This is a genomic window from Brevibacterium rongguiense (assembly GCF_009857845.1).
Taxonomy (GTDB): Bacteria; Actinomycetota; Actinomycetes; order Actinomycetales; family Brevibacteriaceae; genus Brevibacterium; species Brevibacterium rongguiense.
On sequence record NZ_WWEQ01000002.1, the window covers coordinates 1 to 14,739 of the forward strand.

General features: G+C 65.0%; 16 protein-coding genes and 1 other annotated feature. Of the genes, 7 read left to right on the forward strand and 9 right to left on the reverse strand.

The window, feature by feature from the left end; all coding sequences use genetic code 11:
* The 5 genes from GSY69_RS00535 to GSY69_RS00555 form a co-directional block, all read left to right on the forward strand.
* On the forward strand, positions 1–265 hold a 265-nt coding region (locus tag GSY69_RS00535; RefSeq protein WP_160951969.1), incomplete at its 5' end, for an integrase core domain-containing protein.
* 40 nt (positions 266–305) lie between these two features.
* Positions 306–530 (forward strand): hypothetical protein, encoded by a 225-nt coding sequence (locus tag GSY69_RS00540; protein ID WP_160951970.1) that lies wholly within the window; start codon positions 306–308, stop codon positions 528–530.
* The gene (locus GSY69_RS15070) at positions 502–936 is read left to right on the forward strand and encodes a helix-turn-helix domain-containing protein (protein WP_160951971.1); all 435 of its coding nucleotides are present in this window, start codon (positions 502–504) and stop codon (positions 934–936) included. The genes GSY69_RS00540 and GSY69_RS15070 overlap by 29 nt, the downstream gene beginning before the upstream one ends.
* Entirely contained in the window at positions 933–1,289 is a 357-nt protein-coding gene (locus tag GSY69_RS00550; RefSeq protein ID WP_160951972.1) for a hypothetical protein, read from the forward strand. The genes GSY69_RS15070 and GSY69_RS00550 overlap by 4 nt, the downstream gene beginning before the upstream one ends.
* A gap of 20 nt (positions 1,290–1,309) precedes the next feature.
* The gene (locus tag GSY69_RS00555; RefSeq protein WP_160951973.1) at positions 1,310–1,876 is read left to right on the forward strand and encodes a hypothetical protein; all 567 of its coding nucleotides are present in this window, start codon (positions 1,310–1,312) and stop codon (positions 1,874–1,876) included.
* Between the two features lie 524 nt (positions 1,877–2,400).
* On the opposite strand, the gene GSY69_RS00560 is transcribed toward GSY69_RS00555, so the two are convergent.
* The 7 genes from GSY69_RS00560 to GSY69_RS00590 all read right to left on the reverse strand — a co-directional run bounded on the left by GSY69_RS00560 (position 2,401) and on the right by GSY69_RS00590 (position 11,328).
* The gene (locus GSY69_RS00560) at positions 2,401–2,826 is read right to left on the reverse strand and encodes a hypothetical protein (protein ID WP_160951974.1); all 426 of its coding nucleotides are present in this window, start codon (positions 2,824–2,826) and stop codon (positions 2,401–2,403) included.
* Positions 2,827–2,966: 140 nt separating this feature from the next.
* On the reverse strand, positions 2,967–4,376 hold the full coding sequence (locus tag GSY69_RS00565; RefSeq protein ID WP_160951975.1) for a hypothetical protein: 1,410 nt from the start codon (positions 4,374–4,376) through the stop codon (positions 2,967–2,969).
* Between the two features lie 936 nt (positions 4,377–5,312).
* The gene (locus GSY69_RS00570; RefSeq protein WP_160951976.1) at positions 5,313–6,596 is read right to left on the reverse strand and encodes a nitrilase-related carbon-nitrogen hydrolase; all 1,284 of its coding nucleotides are present in this window, start codon (positions 6,594–6,596) and stop codon (positions 5,313–5,315) included.
* A gap of 32 nt (positions 6,597–6,628) precedes the next feature.
* Positions 6,629–6,820, reverse strand: a complete 192-nt coding sequence (locus tag GSY69_RS00575; RefSeq protein WP_202410702.1) for a hypothetical protein — start codon at positions 6,818–6,820, stop codon at positions 6,629–6,631.
* A 77-nt stretch (positions 6,821–6,897) separates the two neighbouring features.
* Positions 6,898–7,027: a sequence feature (AL1L pseudoknot), on the reverse strand.
* Positions 6,988–7,299: a transposase gene (locus GSY69_RS15305; RefSeq protein ID WP_160951977.1), complete on the reverse strand. Its 312-nt coding sequence runs from the start codon at positions 7,297–7,299 to the stop codon at positions 6,988–6,990. It overlaps the preceding feature by 40 nt.
* 504 nt (positions 7,300–7,803) lie before the next feature.
* Entirely contained in the window at positions 7,804–10,617 is a 2,814-nt protein-coding gene (locus GSY69_RS00585) for a cation-translocating P-type ATPase (RefSeq protein ID WP_160951978.1), read from the reverse strand.
* 234 nt (positions 10,618–10,851) lie between these two features.
* The gene (locus GSY69_RS00590; protein ID WP_160951979.1) at positions 10,852–11,328 is read right to left on the reverse strand and encodes a VOC family protein; all 477 of its coding nucleotides are present in this window, start codon (positions 11,326–11,328) and stop codon (positions 10,852–10,854) included.
* Between the two features lie 213 nt (positions 11,329–11,541).
* On the opposite strand from GSY69_RS00590, the gene GSY69_RS00595 reads away from it, so the two are divergent.
* Together GSY69_RS00595 and GSY69_RS14345 are read left to right on the forward strand one after the other, a co-directional pair.
* Positions 11,542–11,802 (forward strand): hypothetical protein, encoded by a 261-nt coding sequence (locus GSY69_RS00595; protein ID WP_160951980.1) that lies wholly within the window; start codon positions 11,542–11,544, stop codon positions 11,800–11,802.
* A gap of 153 nt (positions 11,803–11,955) precedes the next feature.
* Positions 11,956–12,258 carry a DUF3072 domain-containing protein gene (locus GSY69_RS14345; RefSeq protein ID WP_407924996.1) on the forward strand — a complete coding sequence of 101 codons (303 nt, stop codon included), beginning with the start codon at positions 11,956–11,958 and terminating at the stop codon, positions 12,256–12,258.
* Between the two features lie 72 nt (positions 12,259–12,330).
* Here GSY69_RS14345 and GSY69_RS00605 read toward each other — a convergent pair whose 3' ends face one another.
* Positions 12,331–13,521: an acyl-CoA dehydrogenase family protein gene (locus GSY69_RS00605; RefSeq protein ID WP_160951981.1), complete on the reverse strand. Its 1,191-nt coding sequence runs from the start codon at positions 13,519–13,521 to the stop codon at positions 12,331–12,333.
* Between the two features lie 192 nt (positions 13,522–13,713).
* Positions 13,714–14,706 carry a GTP pyrophosphokinase gene (locus tag GSY69_RS00610; RefSeq protein ID WP_160951982.1) on the reverse strand — a complete coding sequence of 331 codons (993 nt, stop codon included), beginning with the start codon at positions 14,704–14,706 and terminating at the stop codon, positions 13,714–13,716.
* Positions 14,707–14,739: the final 33 nt, after the last annotated feature.

A 14,739-nucleotide genomic window follows, 5' to 3' on the forward strand; every position in this document is an offset into this window, starting at 1 on the left:
GCTGTGCCGCACGATGGGCATCCGGCAGTCCATGGGCCGCGTCGGCTCGTGCTTCGATAACGCCGCCGCCGAGGCATTCTTCTCCAGCCTGGAGTGGGAGGTCCTCTCACGCCACCAGTTCACCGACACTCGCCAAGCCCAGGCCGTCGTACTGGACTGGTGCTACGGGTTCTACAACCACGACCGTCGGCACAGCTCAGCAAACATGATGAGCCCCGTCGACTACGAGACCAGCAACGCGGCTACGCTGCCCGAGGCCGCATAGGAAGTCCTCCACGATTCGGGGGGAACCACACGACCGCACGGTGAAGGTCTTGGACGTGTTGGGCCGGCATGACCTTGAGGCGCGCCGAGTGCAGGTCGAGGAGCAGACTGCCCGCCTGTTCATGTTCGTGTTGCAGGGCGTGTTCCTCGACTTGGACTTGAGTGCGGAACAGCACGAGCGTTCCTTGAGTGTGGCTCGGGAGTGGGTGGGCAAGGCGCTCGAGGGGGTGGCTCCCGGTGATCTACCGCAGAACCTCGAACGCTGACCTGTCGGCGGCGGTGACCCCGGCCGGCGCGGTGATCCTGCTGACCTTGCTGGGGCCGGAGGAGGAGGCGCGCAAGCGGCTGGCGCGCAGTCTGCCGCCTGTGATGTTGCGCGAGTTCGAGGACACGATGCGGCGGTTGCGGGCGGCACGAGCGAACTTCGAACCAGATTCCGTTCCCGGAAACATCAGGGCGGAAATCGGCACTGAGGCGGCAGAGTCAATCCCGAGCGGCCTTGTTGGTGGCCGCTTGAACAGCCGGGAGGCTGCCGGGCTCTTGGGGGTTTCGACTCGCAGGGTCCGGCAGCTGGCGGCGGCGGGCCACATCGACGCTCAACGTGTCGGGTCTCAGTGGACGTTCACCCGCGAGGCTGTCCATACCTACACGAATCTGAGGAGAGCAGCATGACCGGTGATAACGACATTCTCAGGGCATTGCGGGGTGAGCCGCCCACGACCGCCCACGTGTCGGAGGCCGACCCCCAGGCGCACAGCGCGGTACGCGCAGCCCTCGAGGGCGAGGAGTGGCTCTACGGGCTGCCCGTGCCTCCGAGTGATGGGGAGGCGGTGAAGCGGTGGGCGGTCATCGAGGGCCTGCACCAGGCTGCGGGCCGGCACATCATCGCTTCGTCTCGTGGTGACGCGGATGCGCTTGTGCGGGAGGCGTATGAGATGACGAATCCGGATGCTGAGCCCCTGGATCGGATCGCGCAGACGAGTCGGCTGCTCAACCGGTTCACGGAGATGCGGGAGGCCCGGTGATGCGCAGCCTGAGTGCCGCCGTGAGCAAGGCGACTGCGACCGTTGAGGAGTGGGAGGCGAAGGCTGAGCGTGCCCGCGCTGAGAGTGCGGAGCTTGACCAGACCTCAGGGGCCGCGATCTTGGATGACCCGTCTGCCGCTGAGCGCATCACCGTGAAGGTGCAGGCCAAGGAGCGGGAGGCACGTGCCTATGACGCGGCGGCTGTGGAGGCCCGGCAGCGGTTAGTGGACGTGTACCGCAAGCACCTAGAGGACGAAGCAGCCAACCTGGACAAGGCCGCGGTGCAGGCCCAGCGGGAGGCAGACAAGCACGCCGGGAGGGTGAGAGCTCTGGTGGATCAGCTGCGCGACCTTGACGGTGTGGAGTACGCGCCGGTTGAAGAGTGGCACGAGGGGCCGCAGGGCAGGTGGCGCGACGTGCCGAAGTCGGAGGACTTGGGCGACAAGGTGGAGGCTGCGAAGAATCACGCCGGCCTCATCCGCTTCTACCTCGAGCACGGGAAGCGTCCTGGCCCACTGGATGAGTTCTACGCGGTCGAACCGAACGAGGCTCTCTCGGAGGTCATCGCGGCGGGTGTGCAGCTGTGAGAGTGGACTGGCGGGATTGGCGCAATCACACACTGTTGCAGGTGGAGTTGCGGCGTCTAGCGGACCTTGAGGAGCGTGCGCAGCACGCCGGTGTGGTGGAGGGGGAGGACCTCGAGATGCTCTCGCAGATCAGTGGTCGCCTCGAGCGGTTCCGCTGACTGGTGTGCTGCTGGTAGTTCGTGCCCGTCCCGGTTTCGGCTGGGGCGGGCGCTTTCGTGTACCCGTGGTGTGGTGGCCTTGTGCTCAATTTTGAGCATCTAGCACTAACCGGCCGCGTACCCCGCCCGTTGTGTTGGACTCCTGGTGACCTTTGCGACAGTTCTGTCGTTAAGTCTCACACCTCGCCGAGAAACCGGTACCCACAATCTCAGCGTCGCCACCAACAGACACAGCCAGAAGGGCACGATTCAAGTATTCTCGAAGAACTCCTCTGCCAAACCTCACCTGCTCGGCGCCTGATCGCAGTCATATACGGCCGCAATAACATGGACAACCCCGAAGCAAAAAGAGACTGCGGAACACAATCATTTTTGTCTACTGGGCAACACACCTATTAATAGGCGGATAATAATAGCCAGCACCAGAACAGGCACACCAAATAGCAGATACCCAAGATAATCACCAGGCGTCCACCACTCTCCCCAAGTATTATAAATGACTTCGCAAACACCAAGGACTATCAGAAGAGAAGCTATAGACACGATCCATTGCAAAACTTCTCGAGACCAAAACACAAAATAAAGAACGATAGACGATAGCAGCCCCGGAAGAAGCGCGTAAAACGCCAAAAATCCGGCACTTGAAATCGAAAAACGGTACAGCGAGAAGGCAACACAAAAAACAACAACGGCTGCTACCGCGAACGAAAACTGAAGACGTCGCGCGCCTACATTTATCACATTTACAAACCCCACAGTGCCTCCATGATAATAAGTGTCAAGATTTAACACGCCTGCTTCATGTGTGTTATTCTAACCGTGGAGCCTCAGTAAATGAAACGGCGCATTAAACAAGACTGCTTGAGGGTTGATGGAAACGATATGTCCACCAACCCTCAAGCTCTGACGCTCTTACTGCCTATCAACCACCATCATTTGCGTATGGCACAGTCCCTTGGGAACTTACCGTTCATAGGAGTCGAGTACCTATTAACCGTCACGTCCATAGGTGGCAGCAAGCTATTGAAGCTGCTGTACTGGAAGCGGTAGAGGCAACCGTAACTACGTCCCTTACTATTAGCCAAATTGTAGGTTAGCTCGTGATTTGGTGCCCCGTCGTGACTACCCTTTACTTCAGTTGATCCAGAAGGGTCGAAAATCGCGTGCATATCTACGTCGATTGCCGGTGCTTTCCCCACAGCAAGAACATCACACAGAGGGTTTCCGATAGACTGTTTAAAGCGAATATCCGGGAGTATCCCATAACTGCCCAGTGTGGTGCTAAGTCCTGAATCGCTAGCAGTTTTACGATCCGCTACAGATCCATCCTTTTTGTAAGCGATAGTCTCTCCGACGTGCTTTTTCGTAAAGTCCAAGTGGTTCTTATTACCCTGGACCGTAACCCCAGCCTGGTTCTCGCCCCTAGAACTCAGATTACTGTTGATGGTCTTCGAGTTCCTGAAGGCCCTACCGTCACCGTGATAGGAGTCGAATCCATTCGAGCAAAACGGAGGCTGCTTGATCTTCTTATCTGGAATGAAAGATGCGTACCGGAACTGGGCCGAGCCTTGTGCTACTTTGGCCTTCGCTAGTGCAGCATTCTTAGGCATAATATCCGCGTTCGCCGCAGCACTTAGAACCGATTTGCTTTCGACTGACTCATTGACCGGAACTTTTTCGCCTTTAGGAACTTCTGTGCCGTAGCTATACGCATGTGTATACTTCGAGTCTGGATCGTTTGACTTCTTCAGCTGTTCTACCTGCGCCTCGACAAAATATTCGTTAACTCGACTGCGGTCAACCGAGTTATCAGTGAAACTCGTAGAATCGGTTTTCGCTATTGGTTGACCGTTTTTGCTAATTACCCAAGTCGCAGAAACCCCTTTCGGCTTCCACCAGGACAGATTAACGCTTTTACTGTTCGCAGACCAATTAAATGAAGTCTGTCCAGTTCTGTCATCGATGACGCGTTGCGGGCTGGAACCAATATACCGATCTATAATGCGATTCTTATTATCGGTTTCAAAATAAACCGTATTTAGAGATGACAATGACGATGCTTCTGCTGACGCAGCTCTTGCCTGTTTACTCAATTCCCTGTTAAGAGTAGTTAACTGGCTCGAATTCGCGTTCGGTTGCGCTAGCACTAGTTTGGAGGAGGTTTTAGGTACCGCGCTGTTGGTCCGCAGTGTTTTAGCTTTACCAGCAGGTGGAACTGCTTTAACAACCTTTTGAAAACTGGAACTGGCAGTTTTAGATTCTACTGCTTGCGCAGCGATTTGCGTAGTAGCGACAGGTAGTACTATCAGACCCAATGTCGCAGCAGCTAGCATCCGTTTCACAATTTCTCTCCTTATCGGTGATTATTTGTGGCAATCGACGTCTGAAGTTAAAATACATTGAGTATTCAATATATCTACTGAATCTCGGCCGATTTCGATCGACTCTACACCCACATTGCTGATTTTCATGGCCTTCGCTGAATTTTTCTACCCTCTTGCTTTTCAAGCAAACGAAGCTAGAGTGGGAAATTTTTCCGTTCTCCAGCCAAAGCAAGCTGTGCCCCGCTCTACACCACCCGATCATCTTTCCTCGGATCCGGTATTGCCGCATCTCCTCCAGGAGTCGGTATTTAACAGTTTCCGAATCGAACGATGTAGGAACTCGCATCAGCGCCACTATGCCCGTATCTTTGCGGAACTGATCAGGCAGACCGGCTTCCCATGCCAACTGGTCATTGCCCTCTATCGAGGCACTAAGCCATCTCAGAACTCGACTACCTTCTTCTGCATCTACACGAGAAGATTGCACACGCAGCACCGGCTGCCACTCACCCACGCGGCTAACGCGCCTTACCCAGACCACATGCTCTTTTAGCCATCCGCTTCTTTGCCACGATGGAAGGACACCCCGCCCCCGTCCGAGAGCCAACGAACGCCGAGCTTCTATAGCGTTCCGCAGCTTCTCTTGTTCCATGTTTAGGGTGCTCTGCAACGGACGCCAACCACGAAAGAGCCGCGCCTCCCGAACTGTCGGCAGCCCGTGCCGGACCCATCGTTGTACCGACCGCTGACTCACCCGCAACCGCCTAGCCATCACCGCAGTGTTCACACCATTACTAAACGATCTGTTCTGGTGCCCGGCGGATGGCACGGAAGCGGGGCACGCGAAGAGATCGTCGATGTGCTGCACTCGGTCGGGACATGATCCGGCTGTCGTATGACGCAGCCAAGCCAGGTCACGACCAGCAGGCGTCGTCATCCGGAACCCGCTCCGTCCTACTTCTTGACCGTGATGACACCGGCGGTCACCGGTTGAAGCTCGTCCCGGACGACGCCATGCTTGTCGATGAACACGGTTGGCCCGTTCGTCGAAGCGGAAATCATGCTGGCGCGGCTCTGTACCGCCCGGATGGCAAGGTCGGCCTTGTGGAACCGCTGCTGCAACCCGCCATAAGCCGCATCGTTGATCGGAACGAACACGATGTCGGCTCCCGCGACTCGCCGCACGCTATCGGGATAGTGCATGTCGTAGCAGACGTAGGCCGTGATCGACCAGTCTGCCCACGAGACGTGGCGGTTCGAGAAAGCCCCCGTGCCGCTCTCGTCGGGTGCGATGTGTGCCTTGGTGTTCGAGAGCACCTCGTCGCCGCGCTCGTTGAGGACGATGACCCGCTTGAAGCGCTCATCGCCGCGCATCTCGGCCGAGTGATACACAACGGAGGCGTCGAGGTCTCGAGCGGCCGACTCGACGAGTAAACGCTGCGCCTCCGGCACGGAGTTCTCCGGCCAGACCACTATTCGCCGTGCGTCGCCATCGAGAGTCTTGAGCGCGGCGGCGCTTGTCTCCGTGAGTGTGCGGATGTCTCGCGCGGTGGCCGGAACATCGACCCCGCCGACGGTCATCTGCTGAACGCTCACCACCTGCGGCACCGCATCCGGCTCCGAATCCCACACCCGGACATCTGCCACGACGACCGCGCCGCCAAGGGCGCACATTCCGGCCACCGCCACCCAGGGACGAAACGACACGATCAACAGCGCCACCACGACGTTCGAGGCGAGGACCCCTGCCTCGACAACGGCCTCGCCCCCAAGCGCCGCGAACTGCAGCAGCCCGCTGTTCCTCCATACCGCGTACCCCAGGTGAGGGAGCCACCAGTCCTCGGTCACCGGGAGGTGCATGCGTGCAAATGTCAGCGCCGACCACACGGCCGCCACAAGAACCAGAACCGCCCAGAACGGGAGGCGCAGTGCGAAGAGTCTGAAGAGGTTCGCGATCAGGGCGACGAAACCGACGCTGGCCAAGAACGCGAGCCACACGGGCATGAACGAGTAATACCAATACGTCGTAGGCAGCAGCCACGCGCCGAAGAAGACGAGGCCGGCCGGGTAGTGACGACTGGGCTTCGCCCGCCGCATGGCGACAAACACGGGAGCAATGCAGAACAGTGGAAGCACCTGAACCCACCACCGGTCGACAAACGTCGCAGTCGCCAGCGCGCCGCCGCACAGAAACACGATGCCCCACGTCGCCTGCTCCCGTAGGCTCGTTCGCGCCATGCCGTTCACTCTAACCGAGCGGACGGTGGACCTCAGTCCTCGTTGACGACGACGACCTTCTCCGCGGCTCCGGGGGTCCGGGCCAGCTCCAGCGCGTCCAGCGCACGGTCGAACGGCAACACATCGCTGACGATGAGCGCGTACTTCTCCCAGTTCTCCACGATGTCGTCGGTGACCTCGAAGATCCCATACACCTTCATGTGCTCGTGGGCATGGATAGTCATGATCTCTTTCTTCAGGGCAGCATCCCGCACGGCCCGCGGCGATGGCGGCCGGGACGTGTAGGCGTAGTAGGTTGACGGGGCGATCTTGATGCCGAATTCCTCGGTCAGGACGCGGCAGATCGGTTCGATACCCCATCGATGCTTGTGCTCGTCGATGAAGCGGACGATTACTTCTGTGGGCGGTCGAACTCCGCGGCGAAAAAAGCCGCGGCGGACTTCAGGATGCTATTCGAGCGGCGCAGCTCCCGGTTCTCCTTCTCCAGCCGGCGGATGGTCGCGGCGGCGTCTTCTGTCTCAACGGGGATCTCGTCGGCTTCGGCCTTGCGGACCCACATCCTCAGGGCTTCCCGCTTCACCCCGCACTGGTCAGCGATCCGCGCAATCGCGCCGTTACGCGTGTCCGGGTCTTTCCGGGCCTCGACGGTCAGCCGCGTCGCCCTGGCCTTGAGCTCCTCGGGGTACTTCGATACTGCTGGCATAGTGAGTGTCTGCTCCTTGGTTCGGGATCACCCGCTCACTCTCTATCAAACCAGGAACACTTCACGGCGCCCGCGAGGGTCCGCACTAGCGCGGACCCCTGCATGGGTCCTCAGTAGTGAGGCACTGGGTTACACGCTGTCGTGTACCCAGGGGTCGCGGAGCCACGGTCGCGCTGTCAGCCGGCACGCTGCGCGCCCAACAGGGGTGCTTCCTCGATGAGTGCAGAGACTTGACCAACCCCACGCTTACTCATCTTTTTCAACGCAACCCCACGGAAACTAGCGGAAACAGTCTGGGGCACCTAACCCTGTTGCGCCCCTAGAATCCGCGGCACACGGCACCCCACGGAAACTCACGAAAAACGGTGCCCGCTAACAGGGGGTTAGGGGTTCGAGTCCCCTTACCTCCACTCGAGTACTTTGAGACAGCACTCGTCGAACGGCCCCGGATCGCCGCTGGCAGCAGCGGAGATCCGGGGCCGTTTGCTGTGCGCAGCGCTCGCTTCACTTAGTCTCGGGGCTGAGCGCCTGCCTGCGCCGCCGCAGTCCTCGCGCGATCGCTTTGCGCAGCTCCTCGCACGCGATGAAGAGCATAACGCAGGCGCCCACTATGCCCCAGTGCGCGTCGTCGAGCGGGGCCGTGGAGAACGCGGTGTTGAGCACCGGAACGTAGACGACGAGGGCCTGCAGGGCAACCGTGAGGCCGATCGCGGACCACAGCCAGCCGTTGGCGAAGAGGTGGGAGAACATCGAGCGGCGGGCGTGCCGCACGCTCAGTGTGTTCGCCAGCTGCAGGAAGACGAGCACCGTGAATGCCACCGTGCGGCTCGTTGTGATGTCGTCACCGCCGTCGAAGAGCCCGCCGGGCAGGCACCAGTCCAGTGAGCCCAGCGCGAGGACCCCCATGACCAGGCCGGTGCCCAGGATCCGCAGCCACTCGCCCCGGTCGAGTGCTCGCTTGGACATGTCGCGCGGCGGGGCGTCCATGACCTCGTCCTCCACCGGCTCCACGCCCAGGGCCAGGGCCGGCATTGAATCCGTGACGAGGTTGACCCACAGGATCTGGGTGGCGAGCAGCGGCAGCAGCATGGCGCCGTCGGGCCCCACGAGGCCCAGAAGCCCGGCCAGCACCACCCCGCCGAAGACGGTGAAGACCTCGCCCATGTTCGATGACAGCAGGTAGCGCAGCACCTTCGTGAGGTTGGCGAAGATTCCGCGGCCCTGCTTGACGGCGGCGATGATCGTGGCGAAGTTGTCGTCGGCGAGGATCATTGTCGCGGCATCGCGCGAGACCTGGGTGCCCGTGATCCCCATGGCCACGCCGATGTCAGCGCGCTTGAGGGCCGGGGCGTCGTTGACGCCGTCGCCGGTCATGGCGACGGCCTTGCCGCTGTGCTGGAGGGCCTCGACGATTCGCAGCTTGTGGCTGGGATCCACGCGGGCGAACACGGAGGACCGTTCGATGGCCTCGGCCAGCTGCGCATCGTCCATCGCGCGCAGCTCGCGCCCGGTGAGCGCGTGCGCGTGCTCGATGCCGAGGTCCGAGGCGATGCGCTGCGCGGTCACCGGATGGTCCCCGGTGATCATCATGACGCGGATGCCCGCGTGCTGGGCCTGCGCGATGGCCTGGGCCGCCTCGGGGCGCGGCGGATCGATCATCGCCGCGATACCCACCAGCGTGAGGCCGCGCTCGTCGGACTCGGCGATGCCGCCCGCCGGGGCAGTCCTTTCCTCCGCCTGTGCCGGGGTCGCCGCGGGGACCTCCTTCTCCGCCACGGCCAGCGTGCGGTACGCCTGCCCAGCCAGGGTCTCGATGCCGGCCTCGAGGCGCTCGCGCGCCTGGGCGGTGAGCTCGACATCGCCTTCGGCGGTGCGCACGCGCTCGCACAGGCCCAGCACCACATCGGGTGCGCCCTTCGTGACCAGGCGGGTGGGCGCCTCGGGCGGGGCGAAGAGGACGGACATGCGCTTGCGCTCGGAGCTGAAGGGCAGCTCGTCGAGGCGCCGCCAGGCGGGCACCTCGACGCCCTCGTCGCGGCAGGCGGTGAGGAACGCGAGCTCGGTGGGATCGCCGATCGCCCCATCGGCCGTCAGACGGGCGTTCGAGGCGAGCGACCCCAGGGCCAGGACCTCCGCTGCGCGTGGGTCGGCGGGCTCCACGCGCCCATTCCCGGTGAGCACGGCCTCGACGGTCATCTCGTTGAGGGTGAGCGTGCCCGTCTTGTCCGTGGCCACGACCCCGGCCGAGCCCAGCGCCTCGACCGCATCGAGCTGCTTGACGATGGCGTTGCGCGTGGCCATGCGGCGCACGCCGAGTGCCAGCACGACGGAGACGATGGCGGTCAGGCCCTCCGGCACCGCGGCCACGGCCAGCGAGACGCCCAGCAGGAGGATCGTCACGACGCTCTCGAGCGAGTGGTCATCGGTCACGAGGTAGGCCGTGACCATGGTGACGAGCGCGATGGCGACGACCGCCACCGTGAGCATCCTGCCGACCGCCGCCATCTCCCGCTGCAGGGGCGTGACGGTCTCCGGGGCCGCGGCGATCATGCCGGCGATCCGGCCGATCTCCGTATCCGCGCCCGTGCCGGTCACGAGCGCGACGGCGCTGCCCTGGGTGACGGCGGTGCCGGCGTGGACCATGGAGGTGCGCTCGGCCAGGTCAGCGTCCGCCGCCACCGGCGGGGCGGACTTCTCGACCGGCACGGATTCGCCGGTCAGCGCGGCCTCGGCGACCATGAGCCGGCCGGCGCGCAGGATGCGCGCATCCGCGGGGATCGCATCGCCCTCGTCCAGATGGAGGAGGTCGCCGGGAACCAGCTCCGCGACCGGGATGCTGCGCTGGGCGCCGTCGCGGGTGACGACGGCGGTGGGGGAGGCCATCGTGCGCAGCGCGGCGACGGCATCGGCGGCCTTGAGCTCCTGGACCAGCCCGATGACGGTGTTGAGGACGATGACGGCCCCCACGACGATCGCATCCACCGGCAGCCCCTGGCGGCCCTCGATCGCCCACGCGACCAGCGAGACGCCGATCGCCGCGAGCAGCAGATAGGTCAGGGGCTCGTTGAGCAGCCGCAGCACCCGCGCCCACCACGGAGTGGGCGGGGCGGCCGTGAGCTCGTTGCGGCCGTGCGCGGCCAGGCGCTCGGCCGCCTGGGTCTGGCTCAGGCCCTCCGTTCCCGAGGCGGCGAGGGCCTCCAGCGCCTCCTCACCGCTGCGCGCCCACGGCTGGTCCACCGGCGTCCCGTCGGAGGGTCCGGCGGGTGCACCGGGTGCTGCCGGTGCGGAGGCGGGACGGGGATCGGGGTGGGCTTCCATAGACCGAGCCTAGTGATCTCATCGATCTATGTGCGCGGATTCCCGTCGCCCGGGACCGCTGCTCTCACCGCTTGACCGCGGGCCGGCGGTGCAGCGCGATGGCGGTGGCGCGGTGGTCAGCGGTGCCGACGCGGAGTCCTGCGGAATGCATGATGCCGGCAGGGGAGCCTGCCGCCCGGAGCCGGTTCGCGGGCTGGGGTGGGGAGGGTGGGCTGCGTGCTGGGGCCCGGCCGCTCAGGGGATGCCGGCCGCGTCCGCGCCCGAGTCGGTACCTGCATTCGCGCCAGGCTGCATCCCGGCACCCGCACCCGGTGCGGCAGCGGGGTAGACGCTGAGTTCGATGAGGTTGGCGTCGGGGTCGCGGACGTAGAGGCTCTCGATGCCTCCGCGCGCACCCGTGCGCTCCACGGGACCCAGTTCGATGGCCACCCTGTGCTCGGCGAGACGGGCCCGGGCACCGGCGAGGGCCTCGGAGGGCTCCCCGGCGAGGACGAGGCAGAGGTCCGCGCTGCCGGGGGTGGGACGCAGTGCGTGCGGTTCGACCTCGCGGCCGGCCTCGTGGAGGTTGATCTTGCTGTCCCCGAAGCGCAGCGCGAGCCTGCCCGCGCCGAAGCGGACGAGCTCCATGCCGAGCACCTCGGTGTAGAACCGGACGGTCGCGTCGATGTCTGCCACCGTGAGCACGAGGTGGTCGAGTCTGTCGATGCGCATGGGGCCTCCCGGGGCAACGGGTCGGCGGGCGGTTCCCACCGCTCCCAGTGTCGCGCGGCGGAGCCGCAGCGGGTGCTCGCGCCCGAGGCGCGGGACGGGTGGGGAAGCCGGCCCGCGCCTCGGCGGCGGGGCCTGGACACCACCGGTTGCCGGTGCGACGATCGAAACACGGGCGCCGCAACGGGGCGGGGCCCAGCGAAGGAGAGTGGAGCCATGTCCGAGAACAGCGCACACACCGGGAACATGGATGCGTCCGAGGCCAGCCGCATCATGCAGGACCCCAATTCCACCGAGGAGGAGCGCGCGGTAGCCGCGAGCGCCCTGCGTCAGTCCGGCGGACGAGGGGGCGAGACGAGCCCCGATGTCGCCACGGAGGCCTCCGACGTCATGCAGAACGGCGGCACCGAGGCAGAGCGCTCGGTTGCGGCGAGCGACCTGTCCCAGGCGGACAGGGCGCGCGACGAGAACGCCTGAGACCATCGCTCTGAGACAAGCGCGGCGCCTGTGCCCGGGTGGTGATCCGCCGGGGCGCAGGCGTGTGGCGCGAGCCCGGGAGGCGCCGGGGGTCGGTACTAGCATGGGGCATTCCGCCGAGCAGTGCGGCAGCCGGTCGAGAAGGAGAGTGCGATGAGCGAGTCGATGGACCAGCAACCCCAGCAGCCCCAGCCGGGACAGCCGGGAGCCAAGCCGCCGGAGTCCCAGCAGGCCGGACCCGAGCAGCAGGAGACGATCGGGGCCACCGGCGATGCGCAGGGCTCCAACCTGCATAAGGACCCCGAGGAGTGGGTCAGCGGCGACGATCCGATGACCGAGGCGCAGAAGTCCTACCTCGACACGCTCGCCAAGGAGGCGGGGGAGGAGCTGCCGGCGAACCTCACGAAGGCGCAGGCATCCGAGCACATCGACCGGCTCCAGGGCAAGCACTCCTGAGCTCAGCGACCGGGGTGCCCGGGCTTCGCCGCATGCGCGTGTACCGCGCTCCGCTGCCCTGAGGGCGATTGCTCAGTCCGCGCCGAACGCCGCCTCGCCCGTAAGCCAGTTGCCCAGGATGAGCGTGTGGACCTCGTCCGTGCCCTCGTAGGTGCGCACGGCCTCGAGGTTGTTGGCGTGGCGCAACGGCGAGTGCTCGAGCGTGATGCCGTTGCCGCCCAGGATCGTGCGCGCCTCGCGGGCGATCGCGATGGCCTCGCGGCAGTTGTTGAGCTTGCCCACGGAGATCTGCCGGTGGTCGAGTGTGCCCGCGTCCTTCATGCGGCCCAGGTGCAGGGCGAGCAGGAAGCCCTTGTTGATCTCGAGCGCCATGTCGACGAGCTTGCGCTGTGTCAGCTGGAACGATGCGATCGAGCGGTCGAACTGCCGGCGCTGCTGCGCGTAGGCGAGGGCGTCTTCGAAGGCGTCGCGCGCAGCCCCCATCGCGCCCCACATGATCCCGTAGCGGGCCTCGTTGAGGCAGGAGAAGGGCCCGCCGAGCCCGGTGCCCTCGAGGACCGCGGCGGCGGGCAAGCGCACCTCGTCGAGCGAGATCTCGCACTGGATGGACGCGCGCATGGACAGCTTGGGCTCGATGACGCGCGCGGTGTAGCCCCGGGTCTCGGTGGGCACGACGAAGCCGCGCACTCCGTCGTCGGTCTGGGCCCAGATGATCGCGACGTCGGCGACGTTCGCCAGGCCGATCCAGCGCTTCGTGCCGCTGATGATCCAGTCGGCATCATCGCCGGACCCGTCGCGGCGCGCGAACGTCTGCATGGAGGCCGGGTCGGAACCCGCCTCCGGCTCGGTCAGCCCGAAGCAGCCGATCGCCTCGCCCGCGGCCATGCGCGGCAGCCACTCCTGCTTCTGCTCCTCGGTGCCGTGCTTGTGGATCGCGGACATGGCCAGCGAGCCCTGCACGGAGACGAACGTCCGCAGGCCCGAGTCACCGGCCTCGAGCTCCGCTCCGGCCAGCCCGTAGTCCACGGCCGAGCGGCCCGCGCAGCCGTAGCCGGTCAGGTGCATGCCGAGCAGCCCCCGGCGGCCGAGCTCCGGGACCAGCTCGAGGGGGAAGTGCGCGTCCTCGAACCAGCCGGAGATGTGCGGCTTGATCTCCGCCTGCACGAAGGCGCGCACCTCGTCGCGCAGGGCGATCTCCTCGGCACTCAGCAGGGAGTCGAAGGAGATGAGATCGGCGGGCTCGACGTGGGCTGCGCTCGTCATCGCGCGTCCTTTCGGAGGGGGCGGGGCCGCAGCGGTGCGGCCGGTCATGGGCCCAGCTTAGGAGCCGCCGGCCGGGTCCGTCAGGCCGTTCCGCCCCAAGGGGGCGTGCGCTCCTATCCGCCGGGGCGGGTTCCAGTGCGCCCCGCACTCGCGCGCATCCGGCATACCCGCGGTGGAGCGCCCGCTCGGGCCTCAGTCCGGGCTGCCGAGGCGCTGCATCCGCCGGCGCAGCGCATCGCGGCGCTCGGCGTTGCCGGGCAGGTCCGCGTAGCGCTCGCGGAAGAGGGCGAGGAGGTCGTCGTCGAGCCTGCGGATGGCACCCGGCGGATGCCGATAGCCCATGGCGCGCAGGATCCGCTCGGTGTCGACCTGCTGCAGCTCGTCGCGCAGCTGGGGGATCGAGGTGATGTCGAGTTCGGTGAGGAGGCGCACCTGGGCCAGGTAGTGCTCGGAGCGGGAGAATCCCGCGGACTCGTACCAGCCGGCCAGGAACGAGGCGAGTTCGCGAGGATCGATGTGGGAGGCATCGCGGGCGCCGTCGGAGTCGAAGTCTGCGTGGCGCAGCCCGGACTGGAGGGTGTCGCGGATGATGGAGAATTCGCGATCGGCAAGCTCGATGAGACCGGCGGCCAGCGTGAACCGGCGGTCGAGTTCGGCGGCGTGCTCTTCGGGGACGGTGCCCTTGTAGCGGGCATCGTGTTCGAACTCGGCCCACGCATGCTGGAGGACCGTGCGGATCTGCACGGAGGCGCAGTGGCGGGCGTCGAAGCCCGTGGCCTGCGGGTCGTCGGAGATGAGCATGTGGCGGCTGGCGTAGCCGAACCGGCCCTCACGGGCGGTCTCGCGGCCCATGTCGCGGTCCTCGAGCACAGTGAAGTTGTCCGCGAGCAGCTGCGCGACCGGGGGGATGTCGCTGTGGACGTACGTGATGATCCGCGCCCCCACCTGATCGGTGACCTCGACGGCGGGGTCGAAGTCCGTGTGGCCGAATTCGGCGGTGCGGCGCCGGACCTTGTCGGCAAACGACTCCGGTGACTTCGCCCGCCCCGTGACCGAGAGGTAGTTGATCCCCGCATCGTCGATGACGGCGGTGAGGGCGTCGACGAATTCGGCGGCGTGGCGCTTCATGGCCGGGAACCGCTCCGCGTAGCGAGCGGTGGCGCGCTCGAGTGACTTCCGTGTCATGGTCCCATCCAAGCAGACGGGGCGGACGCGGTG

Coding starts and splice junctions, on each gene's coding strand:
- GSY69_RS00550 (WP_160951972.1), top strand. CDS start 933: ATGACCGGTGATAACGACATTCTCAGGGCATTGCGGGGTGAGCCGCCC.
- GSY69_RS00570 (WP_160951976.1), bottom strand. CDS start 6,596: ATGGCGCGAACGAGCCTACGGGAGCAGGCGACGTGGGGCATCGTGTTT.
- GSY69_RS00575 (WP_202410702.1), bottom strand. CDS start 6,820: ATGACTATCCATGCCCACGAGCACATGAAGGTGTATGGGATCTTCGAG.
- GSY69_RS15305 (WP_160951977.1), bottom strand. CDS start 7,299: ATGCCAGCAGTATCGAAGTACCCCGAGGAGCTCAAGGCCAGGGCGACG.
- GSY69_RS00585 (WP_160951978.1), bottom strand. CDS start 10,617: ATGGAAGCCCACCCCGATCCCCGTCCCGCCTCCGCACCGGCAGCACCC.
- GSY69_RS00590 (WP_160951979.1), bottom strand. CDS start 11,328: ATGCGCATCGACAGACTCGACCACCTCGTGCTCACGGTGGCAGACATC.
- GSY69_RS00595 (WP_160951980.1), top strand. CDS start 11,542: ATGTCCGAGAACAGCGCACACACCGGGAACATGGATGCGTCCGAGGCC.
- GSY69_RS14345 (WP_407924996.1), top strand. CDS start 11,956: ATGAGCGAGTCGATGGACCAGCAACCCCAGCAGCCCCAGCCGGGACAG.
- GSY69_RS00605 (WP_160951981.1), bottom strand. CDS start 13,521: ATGACGAGCGCAGCCCACGTCGAGCCCGCCGATCTCATCTCCTTCGAC.
- GSY69_RS00610 (WP_160951982.1), bottom strand. CDS start 14,706: ATGACACGGAAGTCACTCGAGCGCGCCACCGCTCGCTACGCGGAGCGG.